Raw genomic sequence first — 21094 nt, 5'->3', positions numbered from 1 at the left:
GACATGAAGAAGGCTGGGCAGCGGGTTAACCGCGGCTCAGCCTTCTTGCGCGAAGCTGTTTGTATTGGAAATAAATCGTGCAGCCGATGCAGTAGCCGAACAAAGCGCCAAGAGCGGCGGCTCCCATCATGCCGGCGAATACATATCCGGCCGCGCTCCAGCCCAGCAGGAAGCTGAGCAGCGAGCAGGTCAGAAACAGGATGCCAAGCGAGTTGTTGAATCGCTGGAGCTCTGCTGCTTCGGTCTTGCCGGATGCCGTATATTTCGATACGAAAGGCCGGACAATCGCGATAAACAAATTAGCTTTAGGTCCGAGCAGCAAGCCGAGCAGCTGTACGATCCATAACACGACGATCAGCCACGGCAATTGGAGGATGATGGCGATCAGCAATGTCGCGACGATGCCAGCCTGGTTGCTGCGAACGTAGGCGAGAGGAATTTCCTTCATATTATTACCTACCTTTCCGATAGGATTTATTCAATCCTATTATAGGGCAGGGGAGGGGCAATTACAATTGCAAATCTAAGTGCGAGCTACGCTTTTTGCCATACATCCGATTGATCCGGCTTATCACCCATCGTCCACCAGCGCGCAATGTAGGTTTCGCCGTTATACGTGACGCGGTCACCGCCCAGATAAGCTTTGGAGCTGTGCCATTCTACGGTCACATTGCTCAGCAGCTTCCATGCAGCGGAAGCATCGGGGGCATTGTTCTGCGTCCAGTATTGCGCTTCATAGTCCAGTCCCTTGTACTGGACTTTGTTGCCCTTCAGATAGACCGCTTTGGCATCCCACTGCGGAAGCTGGCTGTTGCCGTTTTCCCCGCCGTTATTGCCGCCGCCATTATCTTCCTTAAGCGTACGTTCGGTTAGCGGTGTGGAGAGAGGGGATGTCTTTCCGTTCACGTCAACGGCTCGTACAGTGTACGTATAGGCCTTGTCCGCTTGCAAGCCCTCATCCGTATACGTCGTGTGCGCCGTCGATCCACAGAGTACGCCGTCACGGTAAATATCGTACTTCTGGATTTTCAGCTCCGACGAGGAAGGCAGCCAGCTCAGAACAATCGACTTTGCCGTTTGCAGAACGGATTCCAGCTTGCCAGGGGCGCTTGGTGGCTCAGGCTGAGGCTGAGGCGTAGAGCCGTCGTTGGTCAGATTGACGTCAATCACTTGGTAGAACGCGTTCACGGTGTCCGCGATTTCCCAAACGCCCAGAATGAGGTGGTAGCCGCTCCTGTCTGTCGGCACATTGCACTCATGGGAGACGGTGAAAGGCGGCTTGGCGCCTTTGTAATCGATGAAGCAGAATGGCTCTGGCTCAAGATCGGCGCGCGTTAGCGGCTTGCTAGGGTCCCAGTCTTTTTTCGTCATATAATATCTCCAGTTGTCGGAGACATGCGCGGCAGTGAGCTTCCAGGTGAACGTTTGCTTGCCGCCTGTCATATTTACTTTTTTCCAGCGGGTATTCGTTTGCTCGTAAAGCTCCTTGAAGATGCCTGCGCCGGTAATTTGACCGTCGGCAGGTCCCGTCTGCGGGAAGCCGCCGATCGCTTCCAAGCTTTGCGGTTCATATTGAACGGCTCCGCAATTGGTATTTTGCTTATCCTTGCAAAGCAAGGCGCGGCTTGCCGGAGATTCCATGTAACCATGCGCGGATACGTTCTCGGATAATACGATAGATAAGAGCAAAGTGAAGGCCAGGGCGCCTAGTGCAGTTTTGTGAAGCAAAACTTGCTTCGAAAGCATGGAAGGGGGGGGAGTGATGCTGCCGCCGTTGTCTTTGTGCCTACAAAAAAGGAACTAGGCGCATGAAAAAGCATGCACGGCCTTTTCCCTGAAAGAAAAGATCGCACATGCTGATTGTTGGATTAAAGCTATGGAGTTGAGGATGGGACAGGAATGGTCTCAGGCTGCTCGAAGGTCATGTCTTTTTTGTCAACGGTCACTTTCTTCATCGACAGCGGCTCCAGCGGCTTGTCCTCCGCATCGCGCTTCTGATTGACGATCGTCTCCACTGCTTCCATGCCTTCAATCACCTTGCCGAATGCAGCGTATTGATTGTCCAGATGCGGAGAGTCTTCCGTCATGATGAAAAATTGCGATCCCGCGGAGTCGGGGACCATCGTTCGGGCCATGGAGATGACGCCTTTGGTATGCTTCAAATTGTTGGTGAAACCATTGAACGTAAATTCTCCTTTGATCATATAGCCGGGTCCTCCAGTGCCGTTGCCCTGGGGGTCGCCGCCTTGAATCATAAAGCCTGGAATGACGCGGTGGAAGATGACGCCGTCATAGTAGCCTTTGTCAATCAGCGAGATAAAGTTGTTGACGGTATTCGGCGCAACCTCCGGGTACAGCTCGACTTTGATGATTTCATCGTTGCTCATCTCAATCGTCACGACCGGATGCTTCTCCGGTCCGAGCAGCTCCAGCTCATCGGCCGGCTCCTCGGAAGGCGAAGGCGATGGGGTAGGAGATGGCGATGGCGAAGGCGAAGGCGTAGCCGTCTCTGTCGGCGTTGAGCCGCCAGCGCCCGGCTCCTTGTCGGCGGGCTTGCCCTGGTCGACCCCGCAGCCCGACATGATCAGCGCAAATATGATGCACAGCAGCAGCGCGGCGCCAAAGCTTCTTTTTAACCTGAAACGTTGCATAAATTGGATTCCTCCTAAAAGGTTCGTTAGAACAATGATGTTGTAATTGTAGGCAGTTACCGACCTTATTCTACCATAGGGCCGGCTCTAAAATCTAACCTGCCATTAGGCTCATGCAAGTCCTTGAGAAGCGCGTTTCTTCAGCCACAGACGATAGGCTCCCAAGGAAATGACGAGAAAAATACCGTACACGGCTATCGTCGTTATGCTGCTCTTAGGGTCGCTCATCAGATTGTCGCCGACCATCGCAAAGAGGAGCATGGCTGGAATTTTGCCGATGGATGAGGCGATGGCATAGGAGAGAAAGCCGACCCGGCTGAGTGCCGCGTATACATTGATGATGATAGAGGGGATAAAGGGCAGCAGCCGGGCGAACAAAATCGCGAGGAACGCATTCCGCTCGAACAGGGTGGTTACTTTGTCGATGCTTTTGTACCGGTGAAGCGCCCGCTCTCCCCACTCCTGAAAGCCGTATCGGATGAACAAAAACATCAGAATAGAAGCGGCAGCCGATCCAACCCAAGTAATGGCCGCCCCTAATGATGGTCCAAGAGCAGCGCCAATGACTCCGCCAATGACGGGATAGGGGATGATGGGGAAAAGCGCCATGACGATAGCCATCAGGGCTACCAGAAGCAGATTCTCCGACAGCTGGAACCAGGCGAGGATCGCCTCTCCGTACAAATAAATGACAATGGCGACGCCAATGTAGCTTAGCGCCATTAGTAGCTTTTTGCGCACAAGTGTACCTCCGGATTAGTCTCCTGCCTATTATAGCATGTCTGCTGCCGGAAATACCCTTGCGGAAGCGGCTTGACCTTCTCGTAACGGCAACGTTTAGAGTAGGGGAAACACGTACTTGAGGGGGATTGTTTGGGATGCCAAACCATGACGAGATTTATAGCAGGGAAGCGGAGCGATATGATCAGTTGATTGCTTCGCAGCCTAATTTAATGGAGATTGTGAATGAGCTTATGCCGATCGCTGGGCTGGATGTATTGGATATGGGGGCGGGTACAGGAAGGCTGACTTTGGCGCTTGCGCCGTGCGTAAAGTCGATCCTGGCTACGGATGCGTCCGCTGCGATGCTGAAGCTTACGGGGGAGCGTCTGAGGGCATCAGGGATGCAGCACTGGGGGACGGCGGTTGCCGATCACCGCAGCTTGCCGCTGGAGGATAGCTGCGTCGATCTCGCGGTGTCGGGCTGGAGTATCTGCTACTTATGCGCGTCTGGCGTGCCGGAGTGGAGAGAGAACCTGAGGCAGGTCATGAGCGAGATAGAGAGAGTGCTGCGCCCGGGCGGGACGGTGATTATTTTCGAAACGATGGGGACCGGATACGAGACGCCTCAGCCACCAGAGTTTCTGTTGGACTATTATCGTGCGCTGGAGGAGGAGTACGGCTTTCAGCACCGCTGGCTGCGTATGGACTACCAGTTCGAATCGGTGGAGCAAGCAGAGGATCTGACGGCGTTTTTCTTCGGGAAGGGGTTATCCGAGCGTGTGAGGAAGGAGCGCCTGACGGCGCTTCCCGAATGCGCCGGATTATGGTGGAGGCAATTTCCATGAGCCGAGCCGTGAGTGGGGGTAAGGCGGGCGAATAAGTTGGTAGAACCGACTTAAATATGCCTGAGCGGCGGTGAAGTGGGGAGATAGTCGGTAGAATCGACTTAAATGTGCCTGAGTAGCAATCGAGTGGGGAGCAAGTCGGCAGAATCGACTTAAATGGGTCTGAGTAGCAGTCGAGTGGGGAGCAAGAACCAGCGCATTAAAAAAAGGAGACGAGCTTATTCGTCTCCTTTCGTGTTCGAATCGGCGGTATTCGCGCGCTGTTGCACGCGAGCCATGAGCTCTTGCATCTGTGCAAGCAGGAAGGCGCCTTCCTCTGGCGATGCGTCCAGTTGGCACAGCAGCTTTTCCGGAATATCTAACGCCTGCTCGCGGAGCTGACTTCCTTGCTCTGTGAGGGCGATGACGACGTTGCGTTCGTCGTTTTTGTCCCGGGTGCGGGTAACGAGGCCTGCGGCTTCCAGTTTTTTTAGCAGCGGAGTCAGCGTGCCGGAATCGAGATATAGTTTGGCCCCAAGTGCACTGACTGTGACCTGATCTTGCTCCCACAGGGCAAGCATCGTGACGTATTGGGTATACGTCAGTCCAAGCTCTTGCAGAAGCGGGCGATAGAGCTTAGTCAACTCCCGCGAGCAAGCGTAGATCGCAAAGCAAATTTGGTTTTCCAGCTTCAACGTTTGATCCGGTTGCATAAGAGTGCCTCCAACATGGGCTCGACAATAGAACGGCCAACCTCATCTATTTTAATGGGTTCAATTAAATTGCATTAAATTAAATAGTAGCGAATGACCCTCAATTTGTCAACGAATACTCAGTCCCCTTTAAATAGGGGGATTCCAAGTATAAATGAAACCCGCAGAAAAGGGGGGAGGTGGAGTCGAAGTATAGCGGCGACAAGTACGTCTCGTATCCGAACTTTCATTCCAGCATTGTCCCGATGCCTAGCATCTCCCCTTGCTTAACGAACCAATCTGCGACGGCGACGTCGAAGGCGGCCATGCCCATGGGGCAGAAGAGCACCGATTCCCCATCGGCAAGCTCGCCCAGAGCGTCCCGGCAACTGACATCGCCGAGCGTCATAACATCCTCCGCTTGCAAGCCCGCTTCCCGGTGCAGCAGCTCGATGTCGGTGTTCTCCCGGCATACCTCTGTCCAGTCGTCTACGACAATGGTGCGAACCTCCCGGATCGCCTCCAATTGATAATCGCGGAGGGAGACATCCAGAAGCAGCGTGCCGGGAGCGGGAGGAGTGTCAATGTAGCGTGCGGAGCTTGCTGTACAAGTGAGGATGACGTTGCAATGCGGATACCAGGTTTGCCAGTGCTCTGTCACACTAATCCGGTCATTCATATCTTCTGTGAGTCTGACCTCCAATTCCACGCCCCGAATATCGGTCAGGTAAATATGATCGATATGCTCCCCGAACAGCGAGCGGCACATCTCGTAATGGATGCGTCCGATCGGCCCCCAGCCAATAATACCGATTCGAAGTCGCTGATTGTCCGCCGAGCGGCTGGCCAGCCAGCGATCCAGCATCAAGCTGCTCACAGCCGCAGTACGCACAGCGCTGACCGCCGCAGTATTCAGAATGGCGGAAGGCTTGCCGGTGTCGGCGTCGTTCAATACGGTGACACTATGCGCGCGCGGGAGGCCGGCGGAGAGGTTGCCGGGGAAGCTGGCGATCCACTTGATGCCGGCCGCATGGATGCCGCCGCCAATATAAGCGGGCATCGCGATGATGCGATTAGCGGAATTGCCGTAGCGCAGATAGGGTTTAAGCGGCTGGGCGTACTCGCCCTGATCAATCATCCGGGAAGCTTCTCCGATTACGCCGAGCAGTTCGCGCCAGCGGAAGCCGATCACCCGAAGGTCCTTTTCGCCTAGGTAGAGCAAGCGTAGTCGCCTCCCTCCGAAAGTATCGCCGCGCCGAATTGCTCGCGCATCCATGCATCGTTAAAGACCGTATCCATATAGCGTTCTCCGCGATCATGCAGGATCACGACGCATGTCGAGCCATCCGGAATATCGTCAAGCATCCCGGTGAGGGCAGCGATAACAGCGCCGGAGGACGGTCCCGCGAGGATGGCCTCAGTCTCTGCCAATCTGCGACAGCCTACGGCCATCTCTCGGTCCGTGATGTTCACCGCATAGTCCATGAAGCGGGTCTCGCCGAATGGAGGGATGATGCCCGCTCCAAGGCCGGGGAAGCGGCGCGGGCCTTTCTCTCCGCCGAAGATGACGCTGCCTGCCGCATCCACGGCAATGACTTTGGTTGCCAATCCGTGGTCGGCGATGTATCTGGAGCAGCCGAGCATCGTGCCGCATGTGCTGACGCCGCCAGCGATATAATCGACTCTGCCCAGCGAAGCTTTGATCTCGGGCATGGTTCCGTCATAGTGCGCCAGATAATTGTTCGGATTGGCATATTGGTTCGGCCAGAAGCTGCCGGGCAAGGCTTCCCGCAGCTGACGGACGCGCTCCAGCCGGGCGGGCAGGAATTCGCCAGTCTGCGGATCGGGCGTATCCACGTAGGATACCTCGGCGCCGTATGCCTTCATAATGGCGATATTGGCGGAAGCGGTGCGGGGGTCAATGACGCTTATGAAGCGGATGCCCAGAATGGAGCAGATGGCGGCAAGGCTGATCGCCATATTGCCGGAGCTTGATTCGATCATGACGGAGCCGGGGGCGATCAGCCCCTCATCCCATGCGCTGCGCACGATGCGCAGAGCCGGACGGTCCTTGGCGCTGCCGCTTGGATTCATCAGCTCCAGCTTGCCGAAGACACGTATGCCGCGTGTATTGCCGAACAGCCTGTTCAGCGGAACGAGCGGCGTATTTCCGATTCTATCCAACCAGCTTTCCCTCATGGTCAGCAGCACCTTTCATTAATATAGCTTCTTGGCTTTCACAGGACCGGCAGGAAGCTGATCCCGCTCGCTTACGTGTATAACCTCTATGCCCTGCAGCAGCCGGTTGCGGATCATCATGCCGATATCTCCGATCTTATGCTCGACATCATGCTGAATAGCGCTCGCGACAGAGTCGTCCAGCCGGCTGCTCTTGATAAACAGCTTCAGCTTGTTAGATTCCACTTGCACTCTTAGAGAAGCGTCCGCCAGATGTCTGTGCACGGCCTCTTCAATGTCGTATAGGCTGATTTTCTCTCCGTGCTTCAATTCCGGCCCGATGCGCTTGGTCATGCATGCGAAAGTATGAAGCGTTCGTCCTTGATGGACGACAATGCGGAAATCCCGGACGATATCGTATGTGACGTAACGCATGGCGGGAAAGAGGGCGCGGGAGAAAGAGGTCAGCACCAGAACACCTTCATCGGGCCCTAAGGGCTCATAACCCAGCGCTTCAGCGGGGAGAGACTCTCCGTACACATCGTCCGACAAGACATAGCGGCCGAGCTCGTGAGAAAATGCGGCAATGGCGCCGATCTCGATCGAGCCGTACGTATCCAGTACATCGCTAGCGCCTATCCCGAAGCGGCCAGCCATATTTGCTTGCCACTCCGCCGAAGCCAGCTCGCCCACCAAAATGATTTTGCGCAGACCAAGGGAGAGGGGGGAAGAGAGCGCATCCGCAATGGCTTCCAGAATAGACGGCATCGTATAGAGGAGCTGCGGTCGATAGCGCTCAAGCTTAGCAACATGCTCCTCAACAGGCGCGGTAAAAGGGATAGCCTCTGCTTCCATGCCAAGATCCTGAAAGATCGCAATAGCGGTGCTGGCGGCATGGCCCGTGCCGAGATCCGCCATCGCTTTCGCAATAGCGTGACGGGGGCCAAGCCAATCCAGAAAAGAAGCCTTCTTGGCTTCGATATATCGAAGATCATCTTCGTGAGAATAGTAGATCGACTTGCGGATGCCGCTCGAGGTGCCGGAAGTCCGATAGATGGACAAGCCAGGTTCCATACGCTCTGGCTGCGCGTAATAATAGCGGTCCAGCACCGCTGCGGTTACGAGCGGCAGCTCCGCCAGAGCGGGAGGACTGCAATCTATCTCTGAGAGAGTAATGCCAGATTGGCGCAATAACGGCTCATACCAAGGATGCAGCCGCGCGATGAGGCGCAGCTGATCGGTCAGCTTCCAATTATTCATGGCTATAGTCATCCTCCTAGCATTATGATGCGATCGTCCATCATGCCGTTACTAAAGCATATGTGCGAGCGTACCGATGGTTCGGCTATGACGACAGCGGCCTAAAGCGATTTTTATATATTTTCGTATAGTAGTAATAGAACGAGATTGGGAGAGATACAAGTCTATAGACAGGAGCCGGAGACGACAAAATAATATCGCCGTTCACGCGGGCGGCGTGAAGGGAGCAAGGTTGAGGACAATGGCTAAGCTTAAAGTGAAAGCAAGCGGAAAGCCATATCGGGTATCCGACAAATGGGCCAAGACAAATGTGATGATGCGGGATCAAGGATTGCGCGGGTATATTCCGCTTACGAGGAAGTTCAGCCGCTTGTCGCTGCATAGTCTTCTTAATGCGCACCAGATGGTCTATGTGAAGCCGACATATGGATCGCTGGGCAAGGGAGTCATGAGGGTCGAGAAGCTTGGCTCAGGAGAGTATTGGTATCAGCTTGGAGGCGACCACAAGACGTTCTACAGCTTCGACGGGCTCTACCATTCTCTGAAAAGGGACACGCTGGGCAAAAGCTACCTCGTGCAAAGAGGCGTTCATCTGTTGAAATACGAGGGTAGACGGTTTGACCTGCGCGTTGTTGTGCAACGCTCGCCGCAAGGCGGGTGGGAGATGACCGGGATAGTCGCTAGAATTGCTCATCCGGAGAAGATCGTCACCAACGGCAGCCAAGGAGGCTCTATCTTGACCGCGGAGCAGGTGCTGAGCGCCCATATGAGCCCCTCGCAACTAGACAGCTTGAAGGAGAGGCTGGAGGACATCGGTATCAGCACAGTCAAGCGGCTGCACCGCAAGTATCCACGGCTGAATGAAATCGGCCTGGATGTTGCCATAGACAGCCAGTTCAGGCCTTGGATTCTGGAAGTGAATACGACGCCGGATCATTGTCCGTTCGCCATCTTGCCGGATCAGACGATGATCCGCCGAATCATCTATTATGGAAGCCAATATGGCAGACATTACAGATTGAATTGCTTCAAGGCGAAAAATACACTGTAGCCGCAATATAAAACAGGGCAGCATGCGAAAATGCATGCTGCCCTGTTATGTCCGCAAGCGCCGATCATTACTTTTTGGCTGCGACCGAGAAGATCACTTGCTTCTGCTTGCTGTCGATCAGTATGTTGATCGTATCATTGCCGATGGATGCGTGGGTCTGTGTAACCGCCTCACCCTTCTCGACTTTCTCGCATACTTCACTAAACAACTGCTTGAAGGCAATGGCGTTGTAGCCGAACAGCCCGTTGGCGAACATCTCGACGGCTTCCTTGTTGCGCGCCAGCGAGCCGTCGCGAAGTCTCATCGTGATGCCGTACGTATTGTATTGCGGATCCAGCCAGATCGCAGCTTCTTCATTGATGACCGTGGTGCCTGCCGGACGGTTCAGAACGTTCTCCTTCTCTGTCTGATCCTTGAACAGGCGCAGCGTCGTATCATACAGGTCATGGTTAGCGCCTCTGAGCTGTCCGACAAGCAGCAGCGATTCATAAGCGTCCCACATCCGTTTGTCCGGGAAGACGATAACCTTGCTGCCGCCGCCGAACGTAGGCACGATACGCTCCAGCTTGTCAGGGGATACGTTGATCTTGAGTCGCTGCGGCTTGACCGTCAGACGTTCCAGAATGACAAGCGCCTGAGCGCGCGTCACCTTCTGGCCGACGCCGAAGAAGCCGTTCGGATAGCCTTCCATGATGCCCTTCACAAGCGATTCCGCGATGAATCGCTGCTCCCGCTCCGTAGCTCCTTTAATATCGCCGAAGGCTTGCGCCATTTTTTGCCCATAGATGCTGTCTTCCAAAAATTCCGTTTCCTGCAGCGTATAGTAGACGACCTCCGCCACATTCTCGCGCGTCATGTCCATTTGAAAATCAGAATAGCGGCTTTTATTCAGGAAGTGGAGATCGCTTGCAATATCAATAAAGTCCTTGGCCCAGTAGCCGACCGTATTCGGCGCAAAGGTAAAGTAGCGGTAATCCTGCTTCAGGATCGCCTGGTTCTCCAGACTCAGGGCGTTCATGAAACCGCTGTTCCAGCTGCGTGAGCCGTTCTGATGAAGATCGGTGTACGAGAGAATGAGCATTTTGACGAATTGATCCACTTTCACCGTTTCCTCTGGTCGAAAAGTCCCGTCCGGATAGCCTTCCAGAATGCCGCGATTGACCATCTCGATGATCGTTTTCTCCGCCCAATGGCCTTGGGTGTCTTGGAATGGAGAGGCCTCCGTTGCCGCAACCGCTTTTTCGTATGCGGAAGAGGGCATAATGGCCGCCCAAACCATCGTGATGCCTATCATAAGTAGTGCCAACCGTTTCATCTATCCATGTCCTCCCAAAATCGATTTATTCCGACATCCTCTAGATAACCATATCCGGGCGTTATTGAGAATGGGCAGAATGATGCAACCTTGGCATTCGGGAAGGCCCTACTGACGCTAGCGCTTTGTGCATAGGGATGGGCGATAGCTATAGTCTCATTTACATATATTTGGCAAAAGGGCTCAGGGGGCAAAAGACGCAATAACGAACAATGGCATAGGTACTAAGGGATAACGTCCATGCTGGCGCATGAACGAAAAAAAACGGCTCCAAGAGCCGATCAAGCTCTCGAAGCCGTCTTAAGGGTAGGTAATCTCAATTAGTCCAATACTGCGCCGATATGGGCTTTGGTAACGGACCAGTGGGACGCCGTCCATACTTTTGCCTTCTTATCGATATAGATGATTTGCGGAGACTCATGCTTAACGCCTGTGTCTTCGGCAATCTTATTGGAGACAGGGCGGGATTCGATGACCTTCACCAGCACGTAGTCGATATTATCCTTCGGGCTGCCGCCGAGGTATTGGCTGAATTCTTCATGCGCATTGGCGCTGACCGGACAAGTCGTGCTGTGCTTGAACACAACGAGTGGCTTGGTCTCGGACGCTTGGAATATGTTATCCCATTCTTCAACGGTTGTAATTTCTCTGTATGTCATATGCGTGACACTCCTTCATCTATAGGTGGATTGAATCGGCTCATACCGTATCCTGTCGTTATTATATCTCTAGTTTGCGATTAAAGTCATCCTTTGGCCAATCTTCTCACCATGTTGATTATGCTATAATGGCGGGAATTACTGGAGAATTTTTTTTATTTAATACTAATAAGGGGGGAATCGCTGGTGATGATTCGATCCGTACGTGAATCCGATTATTTCGAAATCGTTCCTGTCGTTAATGAATGGTGGGGCGGCCGTCAAGTGGACCATTTATTGCAGCGGCTGTTTTTTGTCCATTTTCAGAATACAAGCTTTGTAATGGAAGAAGAGGGGCGCATGGTCGCTTTTTTGATCGGTTTTGTATCTCAATCGCAAGAGAATGAAGCGTACATTCACTTCGTAGGCGTTCATCCGGATTATCGAAATAAAGGAATCGCGAAGCAATTATATGAAATGTTCTTTAACAAAGTGCAGGAGCTTGGATGCTGCACGGTCCGATGCATCACGTCGGCGGTCAATGAAGGGTCCATTCAATTTCATTCGAAATTAGGATTTTTAGTATCGCTTGAGAAGGATTATGAGGGAGAAGGGCAGCATTATATAGGCTTCACGAAAAGGATCTCCTCTTAAGTGTTAAAAAAATCACAGCTTGGGGTTGATTTTCGAAAATAAATCGTGATAATATGTGTACAGCAACGAAATGACCGTTTTAGTATTTTGGTCATTCAGTCACGAAGTCAGAGGAAGAAGGAGGCGTTGCGAGTGGCCATTGATCGACGACAGCTCATTGTAGATGCGGCAGCGAAGTCATTCTCGCTATTCGGATACAAAGCGACGACCATGGACGGGGTAGCCAAGATCGCCAATGTCGGCAAGGGCACCATCTATACGTTCTTTACGAATAAGGAAGAGCTGTTCCAGGAGATCATGAACCGGATGATCGGGGATATGAAGCGGCTCGCTGAGCAGGCGATCGATCCCGGGAGGAAGTTCTTCGATAATCTGAATGCGGCATTAGAGCTGCTGCTCGACTTCCGCGAGGAACATGAGCTGGCGCTGAAGCTGTCGCAGGAGATGCGGGAGATCGGCACGCCGATGGCGCTGGAAGGCTTGCAGCAATTGGAGCGAGCGGTAGTCGGCTACATTGCGAGCCAAGTGAAGTCCGCGGTAGAGAAAAGCGAGATCAAGCCTTGCGAGCCGGAGATGACGGCGTTCGTTATGCTGAAGCTGTATATGGCGCTAACGGTAGATTGGAAGAAAACACATGAGCCGCTGAAGAAAGAGCAAGTAGCGGAGCGATTACGGTTTTATCTGGAGCAAGGCCTGGCGCCGGCGTAAGCGGGATGCCTTTTTTTACGGCATAAAATGACTAATTGTCCAAATCAGTCAATTCGTACTGGCAATGCTGGCAAACATACACAGACAAACAAGGAGTGGGAAATATGAAGTTAAAGGGATTGCGGCAATTCGGCAAAGAGCTGTCGGCGATCGCACGCAACAAGAAGGTGCTGATTCCGGTTATTGCGGTTCTGACGGTTCCGGTCATGTATACAGCGATGTTCCTCGGCGCGTTCTGGGATCCATACGCCAAGATGGAGGATCTGCCGGTAGCGGTAGTCAATTCCGACCAGGGAACGGAGTTTCAAGGGAAGCAGATGCATATCGGCGATGATTTTGAGGGGAAGTTAAGAGAGAATCCCAAGTTCGATTGGGCTTTTGTATCGAAGGATGAAGCTGTTCAAGGCATGAAGGACAACAAATATTATATGGCGATTGAGATTCCGGCGGATTTCTCCGAGAAAACGACATCGCTGACTTCGGATAAGCCGGAACCGGCAAAGCTGGTGTTCTTGCCGAACGAAAGCTACAACTTCCTCGCCGCGCAAATCGGCAATACGGCGGTTGAGCAAATGAAAGGCTTGCTGAATAAAGAAGTAACGGAAGTATACACCAGAACGGTGTTCGAAAAACTGGAATCCGCTGCTGACGGTATTGTGAAAGCAAGCGACGGAGCAGGCAAAATTGCCGACGGCACAACAAAAGCGAAGGATGGCGCGCAGCTGCTGGAGCAGAATCTGAGCAAGCTGACGAGCGGCACGGCCACGCTGCAGGATGGTGTCTCCAAGCTGAATACAGCAGGCAAGCAATTGCAAAGCGGCGCATCGGAGCTGAAGAACGGCGCGGCATCGCTGGATAACGGCATGGGGCTGTTGGCCGATGCAAGCGGCCAATTGGCAAGCGGTGCAGCAAGCGCTCATGACGGTGCATCGAAGCTGGCGGGAGGACTGACGGCATCCGCAGCCGGCACGGCGGAGCTGGAGCAAGGTGCTGCCAAGCTGACCGCCGGATTGGAAGGACTAGCTGCACAGAACGAAGCGTTAGCCGCCGATCCTAACTTCCAAGCGTTGATCGCGGCAAGCAAAGGCCTTGCCGGCGGACTTGAGAAGTCGTCCGCAGGCCAACAGGAATTGCTCGCCGGTGCGCATGGTTTGGAAGCTGGATTGAAGCAGCTGAATTCCGGCGCAGATACGCTGCAATCCAAATTGGGTGAAGCAAAGACGGGAGCAAACACGCTGGCTGGCGGCCTTGCCAAGCTGTCAGGCGGTACAGTCGAGCTGTCCCAGGGACTGGGCAAGCTGAATGATTCGGCAGGCTCCATGACTTCCGGCGCGAAACAGCTGGAAGAGGGTGCAACACAGATAACATCCGGACTAGTGGAATTGGAGGACGGCACGCATGAGCTGTCCACGAAGCTGAGCGACGCATCGTCGCAGACATCGGAGCTGTCCATGACCGATGAAATGGTCGGCATGTTCGCCGAGCCAATCCAGCTTGATGTGGACCGGGTAACGGAAGTGCCGAACTACGGCACAGGGTTTGCCCCTTACTTCTTGTCGTTAGGTTTGTATGTAGGCGCGTTGTTGATTACGATTGTTTACTCTGTTAAAGAACCTGCGATTCGCCCGGCGAACGGCTGGAGCTGGTTCTGGAGCAAGGCGCTTACGTTGATGCTGGTCGGTACGATTCAGGCGTTGATCGCAGACGCGGCGCTGATCTTCTTATTGAAGCTTGAAGTACAGAATATGGGCTTGTTCATTCTGTTCTCGATCATTACAAGCATCACCTTCATGATGCTGATTCAATTCTTTGTTGCATCAATGGGCAATCCGGGACGCTTCGTAGCGATCGTACTGCTCATCCTGCAGTTGACAAGCTCCGCAGGCACATTCCCGCTGGAACTAATCCCGGGCTGGCTGCAGCATGTAACGCCTTGGCTGCCGATGACCTATTCGGTCGCAGGCCTGAAGGATGTCATCTCCAGCGGCGAGACAACTCGCATGTGGGGAGACGCCGGCTTGCTCGGCATCTATGCTGTTGTCTTCGCAGGCTTGACGCTGGCTTACTTCATCGCAAGCCATCGCAAGGAAGGCGGCACAAGAGAAGAAGCATCCACCTCAATTGCATAATTGGACTAAGGGCATCGTAAGCATCATATACGATGCCCTTATGTTTGCGGCATGCCCGCATGCGCGACTAGCTAAGCGGTGAAATACCTTTCCATCCACCTACGCTGCATTATCAGCGAGCAAACGGCACCTTTATCAGGTGCCGTTTTATTATGGTCTGGCGGCATTTATTGGTAACCTTCGAATCATGGGTAGACAGCTCGTCCGGTGATCGAACATATATGGTGGGGCATAGGCACGCGCTAGTCATCTGAATCTCGACATTCATGGAATCAAGGAGGGGCTGCTTTCACAAAAAAGATTGCGCATGCCAAAAAACAGAAGGAATCCCCTATATGATATGGAAATTTGTAAGTGGAAGAATCTAACTCGGATCAAGCCGCAAATAATAGCCGATTAGGGGGCATCGCGATCGATGAAATGGAAGCAAGCCTGGATAAAACGCCTTATACAGATAACACCCCTTATCGTCATCTTCCTTACGGCGATATCTCTTAGCCTCAATACGATCAGCTCCGTCAGCAGCTCGCAAGGCCATATGTTTGCTCTTGTATTTGCTGTGTTTATCTTAGCTTCCATTCTGGTCAAACCGCTGTGGCTCAAATACGGCCTTGCTGTTGTTGCGTTTGTCTCTTTTTTCAACGCGCTGCCGGAGCTTTCATTCGACAAGCTGATTAGCGTTATGTATTTGACGCTCGTCTTACTGGCGTTCCTGCTGCCGTCGCCGATTCCTGTGTTTGCAGCAGCGGGCTACTACCTTTATATTACGCCGATTGTCTGGCCCGAGGAGTCGCCGGCAATGCTGCAGGCGATCTTGGGCGGCGTCATCATCAATATGATTCTTTATTCCCTGCTAGCTTTTTACTTCCGGAACCTGAGGAAAGAAAATGTGGCCAATGCCAAGCTGAATGCCCAGCTTAACGAAGCTCTCTTGCAGCTCGAGCATATGGCCTATTACGATACGCTTACCGGTCTGCCGAACCGTCAATCGTTAATGAAGCATCTCAATACAGATATCGCTCAACAAAAGCCGCTTGCTGTCCTGTTCCTGGATCTTGATCAGTTCAAACATGTGAACGATATGATGGGGCACAGAGCGGGGGATCAACTGCTGCGGGACGTTGCGGACCATCTTCGCCATTTCGCGGATTCGTCCTGCTTCCTTGCCCGCTACGCCGGGGACGAGTTCGTGCTGCTGTGCTCCTATCGGAGGGAGGAGGAAATCGCTGATCTGGCGGAACGGCTTGTCCGCTCCTTCCAGAACCCGTTCCACATCGAGCACAAGCAGGTTTATACGACCTCCAGCATAGGAATCAGCTTGTTTCCCGAAGATGCGGAGGAAGGGGAGACGCTAATCCAATATGCGGACAAAACGATGTATAGCATAAAGCGCGGCGATAAAAACGGTTATCGCTTCTTCTCTGATATCAAAAACGAGGAGCTGCTGCGTCAAGTCAGGCTGGCGAACGACATCCGCAGCGCCATAACCAAAAATGAAATGTCGATACACTACCAGCCGCTAGTAGAGCTGGAAACTGGGGTTATCCGCGGGGTGGAGGCACTGCTGCGCTGGACGCATAGCGACATGGGACCGATTGCGCCAACCCACTTTATTCCGCTCGCCGAACAGAACGGCGTAATCGTGGAGCTGGGGGAATGGGTTCTGGAGGAAGCATGCAGGCAGGTTAAGAGCTGGCATGAAGCTGGGAATGCCAAGCTGACGTTAGCCGTCAACCTCTCCATTCGTCAGTTCAAGTCGCTGAACTTCCCATCCAGAGTGCTGAACATATTGGAGAAGACGGATTTTGACCCCGCGCTGTTGGAACTGGAGGTTACGGAGAGCATGATGCAAAACGTAGAGGAATCGGTTCCTATTTTGAACGAGCTTAAGCGCCACGGCATTAAAATCTCTATTGACGACTTTGGGACAGGCTATTCTTCTCTGAGCGTCTTGGGGCAGCTGCCGCTGGATTACCTGAAAATTGATCGTTCCTTTACGAAAGAATTAACGAGCGACGTTTCCTCCGCATCCATTGTGAGGCTTATTATCGACATTGGACACAGTATGAATCTGCAAGTCATTTGCGAAGGGATTGAGACGGGGCGTGAAGTCGAGGCGCTCCGGCAGTTTGGCTGCGAATATGGACAAGGCTATTATTTCCAGCGCCCCTCTCCGCCTAATGAGATTGAGCGGCTATTGGACTTAAAACAACTGCATCAGTCAAAGGTTTGAATGGCGACTATTTGGTTTCCACTTGCCCTTTTGCGGAGATGCTGTATAATCACTATGGATTTCTTTTATATAGGACGAAGGGGCTGGTGGGATTGGAAGAGACGATCATTCGTTTCGAGCATGTGACGAAACAATACGACCATAACGACCCTGCGGTACTCAAGGATGTAAGCTTTGAGATTCAGCGGGGCAAATTTTATACGCTGCTAGGGCCGTCGGGCTGCGGCAAGACGACGATTCTGCGCTTGATTGCCGGATTTACGGAGCCGTCGAAGGGGAACATCTATTTCAATGGCAAAGTCATTAACCGGGTGCCTGCGAACGACCGGCAAGTGAATACGGTATTCCAGGACTATGCGCTGTTCCCGCATCTCAATGTGTTCGAGAACGTCGCATTCGGCCTGCGCATCAAAGGGCTGAAGAACGACGCGATCAAAACCAAGGTGCTTGAAGCGCTGCGCTTCGTCAACTTGAGCGGCTACGAGAACCGTGAAATTACGGAGATGTCCGGCGGCCAGCGCCAGCGTGTCGCCATCGCTCGCGCGATTGTGAACGAGCCGGAAATCCTGCTGTTGGACGAGCCGCTGTCGGCGCTTGACCTGAAGCTGAGAACGGAGATGCAGTACGAGCTTCGCGAGCTGCAGCGCCGCCTGGGCATTACGTTTATTTTCGTTACGCATGACCAGGAAGAAGCGCTTGCGATGTCGGACGAAATCTTCGTATTGAACGAAGGTACGATCCAGCAGTCCGGCACGCCGACGGATATTTATGACGAGCCGATCAACCGCTTCGTAGCGGATTTCATCGGCGAATCCAATATTGTTAAAGGCCGCATGCTGCGCGACTTTGAAGTAGAGATTGCAGGCCGCACGTTCGAGTGTGTCGACCAAGGCCTTAGTGAAGGGGAAACGGTCGATATTGTCATCCGTCCGGAGGACTTGGAGATTACATCGCATGAGAGCGGCAAGCTTCAGGTGCGCGTGGACACGCAGCTGTTCCGGGGCGTGCATTACGAGATCAGCTGTTATGACGACACCGGCAATGAGTGGCTAGTCCATTCAACGCGCAAGGCGACGGTCGGTGAGCGAATTGGCCTGACGTTCGAGCCGGAAGCGATCCATGTCATGCGTCTGGGCGAGACGGAAGAGGAGTTCGACAAGCGTCTGGAGTCGTACGAGGAAAGCGGCGGTGGGGACAGCCATGGAAGCTAGAGCCCGCAATCTGTACCTTGTTCCTTATGTGCTGTGGATTGTCTTGTTCGTGATCGCGCCGATTCTGCTGATCGCGTATTATTCCTTCTTTAATGTGGAAGGGCAATTCACATTCGAGAACTACGAGAAGTTTTTTACGCCGGTCTATCTGCGCATGACGCTTAGCTCGTTCTGGTACGCTTTTTTGATTACCTTATTTTCGCTGTTGGTTGCTTATCCGACGGCCTACTTGCTTACGAAGACGAAGCATAAGGCGCTATGGCTGTTGCTCATTATCCTGCCAAGCTGGATCAACCTGCTGCTGAAGGCATACGCGTTCATCGGCTTGTTCGGTACATACGGCTTCGTCAATACGGTGCTGGAAGTAACGGGCATCGGCACCAAACAAATCTTGTTCACCGACTTCAGCTTCGTGTTCGTGTCGGTCTATATCTTCATTCCGTTCATGATTCTGCCGGTCTACAACGCGCTGGAAAAAATGAATCCGACACTGATCGACGCAGCGCGCGACCTTGGCGCATCGCCCTGGATGACGTTCCGCCGCGTCGTATTTCCGCTGACGATTGACGGGGTGAAGGCGGGCTGCATGGCGGTATTCATACCGGCGCTGTCGCTCTTCATGATTACAAGACTGATTGCGGGCAACCGCGTCATTACGCTCGGCACCGCGATCGAGCAGCATTTCCTTGTGACGCAGGACTGGGGCATGGGGGCGACCATCGCCGTGTTCCTCATCATCGCCATGGCGATTCTGATGCTGCTGACCGGGAATCGAAAGCGAGGGCTGATCGACATTGTCAAAAGGTAAATGGCGCTTATCCAACCTGTACCTGATCGCCGTGTTCATCATCCTGTATGCGCCGATCTTCTATCTGATGTTCTACTCCTTTAACAGCGGCGGAGCCATGAGAAACTTCGAAGGCTTCACGCTGGAATATTACGGCGAGGTGTTTCAGGATACACGCCTGCTTATTATTGTATTGAATACCTTTGTGATTGCGTTGCTGTCCGCTGCGATCTCGACGATTATCGGGGTCATGGGCGCCATCGCGATCCACTATATCCGCAGCAACCGGCCGAAGGGCACGCTGCTCACGCTGAACAACGTCTTGATCGTCAGCCCTGATGTCATTATCGGGGCATCGTTCCTGATTCTGTTCACAATTGCGGGCATTCAGCTTGGCTTTGTGTCGGTGCTGCTGTCGCATATCGCGTTCAGCATTCCGATCGTCGTCATTATGGTGCTGCCGAAGCTGCAGGAGATGGGCGGCTCGCTGCTCGATGCTGCGCGCGACCTGGGCGCAAGCTCCTGGCAAGTGCTGACGAAGGTCATTCTGCCGTATATCAAACCCGGCATTTTCGCGGGATTCTTTATGGCGTTAACGTATTCACTGGATGACTTCGCGGTGACGTTCTTCGTAACGGGCAACGGCTTCTCGACGCTGTCAGTCGAGATCTACTCACGGGCGCGACAAGGCGTATCGCTGTCGATCAACGCCCTGTCTACGCTGATCTTCCTGTTCACGGTGCTGCTGGTGATCGGCTACTACTTTATTAACCGCCGCAACAACCGTCCGGCAGGCAAGGGGGTGCGCGCATGAGCCAGCTAGTCCGTACGTTTCTGCTTGTCTTTCTAGCCGCATTCGGCTTAATGTATGTGACATCGCAATTGAACTCCAGCGCTGGCTACTCCGGAGGCAATACGCTGACGGTCTACAACTGGGGCGACTATATTGATCCTGAGCTGATTGCGCAGTTCGAGGAAGAGACCGGCATTAAGGTGATCTATCAAACCTTCGACTCCAATGAGGCGATGATGACGAAAATCAAGCAGGGCGGCACGACCTTCGACGTGGCGATTCCATCCGAATATGCCATCAGCAAGATGAAGGAAGACAATCTGCTGCTGGAGCTCGATCATTCGCAGCTGCCGAATCTGTCGCATATCGACTCCCGCTTCATGCATCTGTCCTTTGATCCCGACAATGCCTATTCCGTGCCTTACTTCTGGGGTACGGTCGGCATCGTCTTCAATCCTGATCTGGTCGGCGATCTAACCTTCGATAGCTGGGATGATCTGTGGGACGAGAGTTTGCGCAACAATGTCTTCTTGCTCGATGGCGCGCGCGAGGTTATCGGCATGGGACTGAACAGCCTTGGCTATTCGCTGAACGATACGAATGAGGAGCATCTGCAAGAAGCGCTTGCGAAGCTGTCGAAGCTGACGCCGAACGTGAAGGCGATTGTCGGCGACGAGATCAAGATGCTGATGGCGAATGAAGAAGCGGCAGCCGGACTCGTATGGTCTGGTGATGCGTCGGAAATTATGGACGAGAATGAAGCGCTTGACTATATCGTGCCGGAAGAGGGCTCTAACCTGTGGTTCGACAACATGGTGATTCCGAAGACGGCCCGCAATCTGGAGGGCGCGCATCAGTTCATCAACTTTATGCTTGACCCCGAGGTTGCGGCGCTGAATGCCGAATATGTCGGTTATTCCACACCGAACAAGGATGGGCTTGCCCTGCTGCCTGAGGATATATCTGGCGACGAGCGGTTTTATCCCGACGAGGAGCTGACAGAGCGACTGGAGGTTTACGATAATCTGGGACCACGCATGCTGTCGCATTACAATGAGCTGTTCCTGGAGTTCAAGATGCATCGGAAGTAATCGCAATTCTCCTGTATGGAAACGGCGAGAGGGTGAAAGCTTCGGTGAAATTAAAACAATAGTTCTAAACCCGACGTTCAATCGCGTAACGTCGGGTTTTTTGCGTTATGTTCAGACGAGAATGGATGCACGCCAAGGATTGACCCATAGGTGCAG

At 53.3% G+C, this 21094-nt stretch carries 20 protein-coding genes; 10 read left to right on the top strand and 10 right to left on the bottom strand.

The window, feature by feature from the left end:
• Positions 1-25: 25 nt before the first annotated feature.
• From D3P07_RS23490 to D3P07_RS23475, 4 genes are all read right to left on the bottom strand, one after another.
• On the bottom strand, positions 26-448 hold the full coding sequence (locus D3P07_RS23490; protein ID WP_119802885.1) for a DUF4395 domain-containing protein: 423 nt from the start codon (positions 446-448) through the stop codon (positions 26-28).
• 86 nt (positions 449-534) lie between these two features.
• Complete coding sequence (locus D3P07_RS23485; RefSeq protein WP_259391662.1) at positions 535-1728, bottom strand: lytic polysaccharide monooxygenase; 1194 nt, start codon at positions 1726-1728, stop codon at positions 535-537.
• Between the two features lie 146 nt (positions 1729-1874).
• On the bottom strand, positions 1875-2651 hold the full coding sequence (locus D3P07_RS23480) for a peptidylprolyl isomerase (protein ID WP_259391661.1): 777 nt from the start codon (positions 2649-2651) through the stop codon (positions 1875-1877).
• Positions 2652-2762: 111 nt separating this feature from the next.
• On the bottom strand, positions 2763-3392 hold the full coding sequence (locus D3P07_RS23475; RefSeq protein WP_119802881.1) for a TVP38/TMEM64 family protein: 630 nt from the start codon (positions 3390-3392) through the stop codon (positions 2763-2765).
• A gap of 137 nt (positions 3393-3529) precedes the next feature.
• Between D3P07_RS23475 and D3P07_RS23470 the strand changes: the two genes are divergently transcribed.
• Positions 3530-4219 (top strand): class I SAM-dependent methyltransferase, encoded by a 690-nt coding sequence (locus D3P07_RS23470; RefSeq protein WP_119802879.1) that lies wholly within the window; start codon positions 3530-3532, stop codon positions 4217-4219.
• Positions 4220-4437: 218 nt separating this feature from the next.
• Here D3P07_RS23470 and D3P07_RS23465 read toward each other — a convergent pair whose 3' ends face one another.
• The 4 genes from D3P07_RS23465 to D3P07_RS23450 all read right to left on the bottom strand — a co-directional run bounded on the left by D3P07_RS23465 (position 4438) and on the right by D3P07_RS23450 (position 8328).
• Complete coding sequence (locus D3P07_RS23465; protein ID WP_119802873.1) at positions 4438-4911, bottom strand: MarR family winged helix-turn-helix transcriptional regulator; 474 nt, start codon at positions 4909-4911, stop codon at positions 4438-4440.
• 226 nt (positions 4912-5137) lie between these two features.
• Positions 5138-6112, bottom strand: a complete 975-nt coding sequence (locus D3P07_RS23460; RefSeq protein WP_119802871.1) for a 2,3-diaminopropionate biosynthesis protein SbnB — start codon at positions 6110-6112, stop codon at positions 5138-5140.
• Positions 6100-7074, bottom strand: a complete 975-nt coding sequence (sbnA, locus tag D3P07_RS23455) for a 2,3-diaminopropionate biosynthesis protein SbnA (RefSeq protein ID WP_310732574.1) — start codon at positions 7072-7074, stop codon at positions 6100-6102. Before sbnA ends, D3P07_RS23460 begins: the two co-directional genes overlap by 13 nt.
• A gap of 33 nt (positions 7075-7107) precedes the next feature.
• Complete coding sequence (locus tag D3P07_RS23450; RefSeq protein WP_119802867.1) at positions 7108-8328, bottom strand: phenylacetate--CoA ligase family protein; 1221 nt, start codon at positions 8326-8328, stop codon at positions 7108-7110.
• 241 nt (positions 8329-8569) lie between these two features.
• Here D3P07_RS23450 and D3P07_RS23445 point away from each other — a divergent pair, with 241 nt between their 5' ends.
• Positions 8570-9379: a YheC/YheD family protein gene (locus D3P07_RS23445; RefSeq protein ID WP_119802865.1), complete on the top strand. Its 810-nt coding sequence runs from the start codon at positions 8570-8572 to the stop codon at positions 9377-9379.
• Positions 9380-9446: 67 nt separating this feature from the next.
• On the opposite strand, the gene D3P07_RS23440 is transcribed toward D3P07_RS23445, so the two are convergent.
• A complete protein-coding gene (locus D3P07_RS23440) occupies positions 9447-10694 on the bottom strand; it encodes an S-layer homology domain-containing protein (RefSeq protein WP_119802863.1) in 1248 nt (415 codons plus the stop codon).
• A gap of 320 nt (positions 10695-11014) precedes the next feature.
• Positions 11015-11353 carry a bacillithiol system redox-active protein YtxJ gene (gene ytxJ, locus D3P07_RS23435; RefSeq protein WP_119802861.1) on the bottom strand — a complete coding sequence of 113 codons (339 nt, stop codon included), beginning with the start codon at positions 11351-11353 and terminating at the stop codon, positions 11015-11017.
• A gap of 186 nt (positions 11354-11539) precedes the next feature.
• Between ytxJ and D3P07_RS23430 the strand changes: the two genes are divergently transcribed.
• The 8 genes from D3P07_RS23430 to D3P07_RS23395 all read left to right on the top strand — a co-directional run bounded on the left by D3P07_RS23430 (position 11540) and on the right by D3P07_RS23395 (position 20938).
• Positions 11540-11986, top strand: a complete 447-nt coding sequence (locus D3P07_RS23430) for a GNAT family N-acetyltransferase (RefSeq protein ID WP_119802859.1) — start codon at positions 11540-11542, stop codon at positions 11984-11986.
• Positions 11987-12118: 132 nt separating this feature from the next.
• Positions 12119-12694: a TetR/AcrR family transcriptional regulator gene (locus tag D3P07_RS23425; RefSeq protein WP_119802857.1), complete on the top strand. Its 576-nt coding sequence runs from the start codon at positions 12119-12121 to the stop codon at positions 12692-12694.
• A 104-nt stretch (positions 12695-12798) separates the two neighbouring features.
• The gene (locus D3P07_RS23420) at positions 12799-14823 is read left to right on the top strand and encodes a YhgE/Pip family protein (protein ID WP_119802855.1); all 2025 of its coding nucleotides are present in this window, start codon (positions 12799-12801) and stop codon (positions 14821-14823) included.
• 415 nt (positions 14824-15238) lie between these two features.
• Complete coding sequence (locus D3P07_RS23415; RefSeq protein WP_119802853.1) at positions 15239-17056, top strand: putative bifunctional diguanylate cyclase/phosphodiesterase; 1818 nt, start codon at positions 15239-15241, stop codon at positions 17054-17056.
• A gap of 92 nt (positions 17057-17148) precedes the next feature.
• The gene (locus tag D3P07_RS23410; protein ID WP_310732573.1) at positions 17149-18267 is read left to right on the top strand and encodes an ABC transporter ATP-binding protein; all 1119 of its coding nucleotides are present in this window, start codon (positions 17149-17151) and stop codon (positions 18265-18267) included.
• On the top strand, positions 18257-19075 hold the full coding sequence (locus D3P07_RS23405) for an ABC transporter permease (protein ID WP_119802849.1): 819 nt from the start codon (positions 18257-18259) through the stop codon (positions 19073-19075). The genes D3P07_RS23410 and D3P07_RS23405 overlap by 11 nt, the downstream gene beginning before the upstream one ends.
• Positions 19062-19868: an ABC transporter permease gene (locus D3P07_RS23400; RefSeq protein ID WP_119802847.1), complete on the top strand. Its 807-nt coding sequence runs from the start codon at positions 19062-19064 to the stop codon at positions 19866-19868. Before D3P07_RS23405 ends, D3P07_RS23400 begins: the two co-directional genes overlap by 14 nt.
• Positions 19865-20938: an ABC transporter substrate-binding protein gene (locus tag D3P07_RS23395; RefSeq protein ID WP_119802845.1), complete on the top strand. Its 1074-nt coding sequence runs from the start codon at positions 19865-19867 to the stop codon at positions 20936-20938. Before D3P07_RS23400 ends, D3P07_RS23395 begins: the two co-directional genes overlap by 4 nt.
• Positions 20939-21094: the final 156 nt, after the last annotated feature.

Origin of the sequence: Paenibacillus sp. 1011MAR3C5, assembly GCF_003591485.1 — a bacterium.
In the GTDB taxonomy this organism is placed as follows: Bacteria; Bacillota; Bacilli; order Paenibacillales; family Paenibacillaceae; genus Pristimantibacillus.
Note: the sequence above shows the minus strand (reverse complement) of the source record. Positions and strands in the feature narration are given on the sequence as shown.

Excerpts from the sequence above, each read along its gene's own strand:
- D3P07_RS23395 (WP_119802845.1), top strand. The coding sequence starts at position 19,865 with ATGAGCCAGCTAGTCCGTACGTTTCTGCTTGTCTTTCTAGCCGCATTC.
- D3P07_RS23405 (WP_119802849.1), top strand. The coding sequence starts at position 18,257 with ATGGAAGCTAGAGCCCGCAATCTGTACCTTGTTCCTTATGTGCTGTGG.
- D3P07_RS23450 (WP_119802867.1), bottom strand. The coding sequence starts at position 8,328 with ATGAATAATTGGAAGCTGACCGATCAGCTGCGCCTCATCGCGCGGCTG.
- D3P07_RS23420 (WP_119802855.1), top strand. The coding sequence starts at position 12,799 with ATGAAGTTAAAGGGATTGCGGCAATTCGGCAAAGAGCTGTCGGCGATC.
- ytxJ (WP_119802861.1), bottom strand. The coding sequence starts at position 11,353 with ATGACATACAGAGAAATTACAACCGTTGAAGAATGGGATAACATATTC.
- D3P07_RS23415 (WP_119802853.1), top strand. The coding sequence starts at position 15,239 with ATGAAATGGAAGCAAGCCTGGATAAAACGCCTTATACAGATAACACCC.
- D3P07_RS23470 (WP_119802879.1), top strand. The coding sequence starts at position 3,530 with ATGCCAAACCATGACGAGATTTATAGCAGGGAAGCGGAGCGATATGAT.
- D3P07_RS23445 (WP_119802865.1), top strand. The coding sequence starts at position 8,570 with ATGGCTAAGCTTAAAGTGAAAGCAAGCGGAAAGCCATATCGGGTATCC.
- D3P07_RS23465 (WP_119802873.1), bottom strand. The coding sequence starts at position 4,911 with ATGCAACCGGATCAAACGTTGAAGCTGGAAAACCAAATTTGCTTTGCG.
- D3P07_RS23490 (WP_119802885.1), bottom strand. The coding sequence starts at position 448 with ATGAAGGAAATTCCTCTCGCCTACGTTCGCAGCAACCAGGCTGGCATC.
- D3P07_RS23480 (WP_259391661.1), bottom strand. The coding sequence starts at position 2,651 with ATGCAACGTTTCAGGTTAAAAAGAAGCTTTGGCGCCGCGCTGCTGCTG.
- D3P07_RS23440 (WP_119802863.1), bottom strand. The coding sequence starts at position 10,694 with ATGAAACGGTTGGCACTACTTATGATAGGCATCACGATGGTTTGGGCG.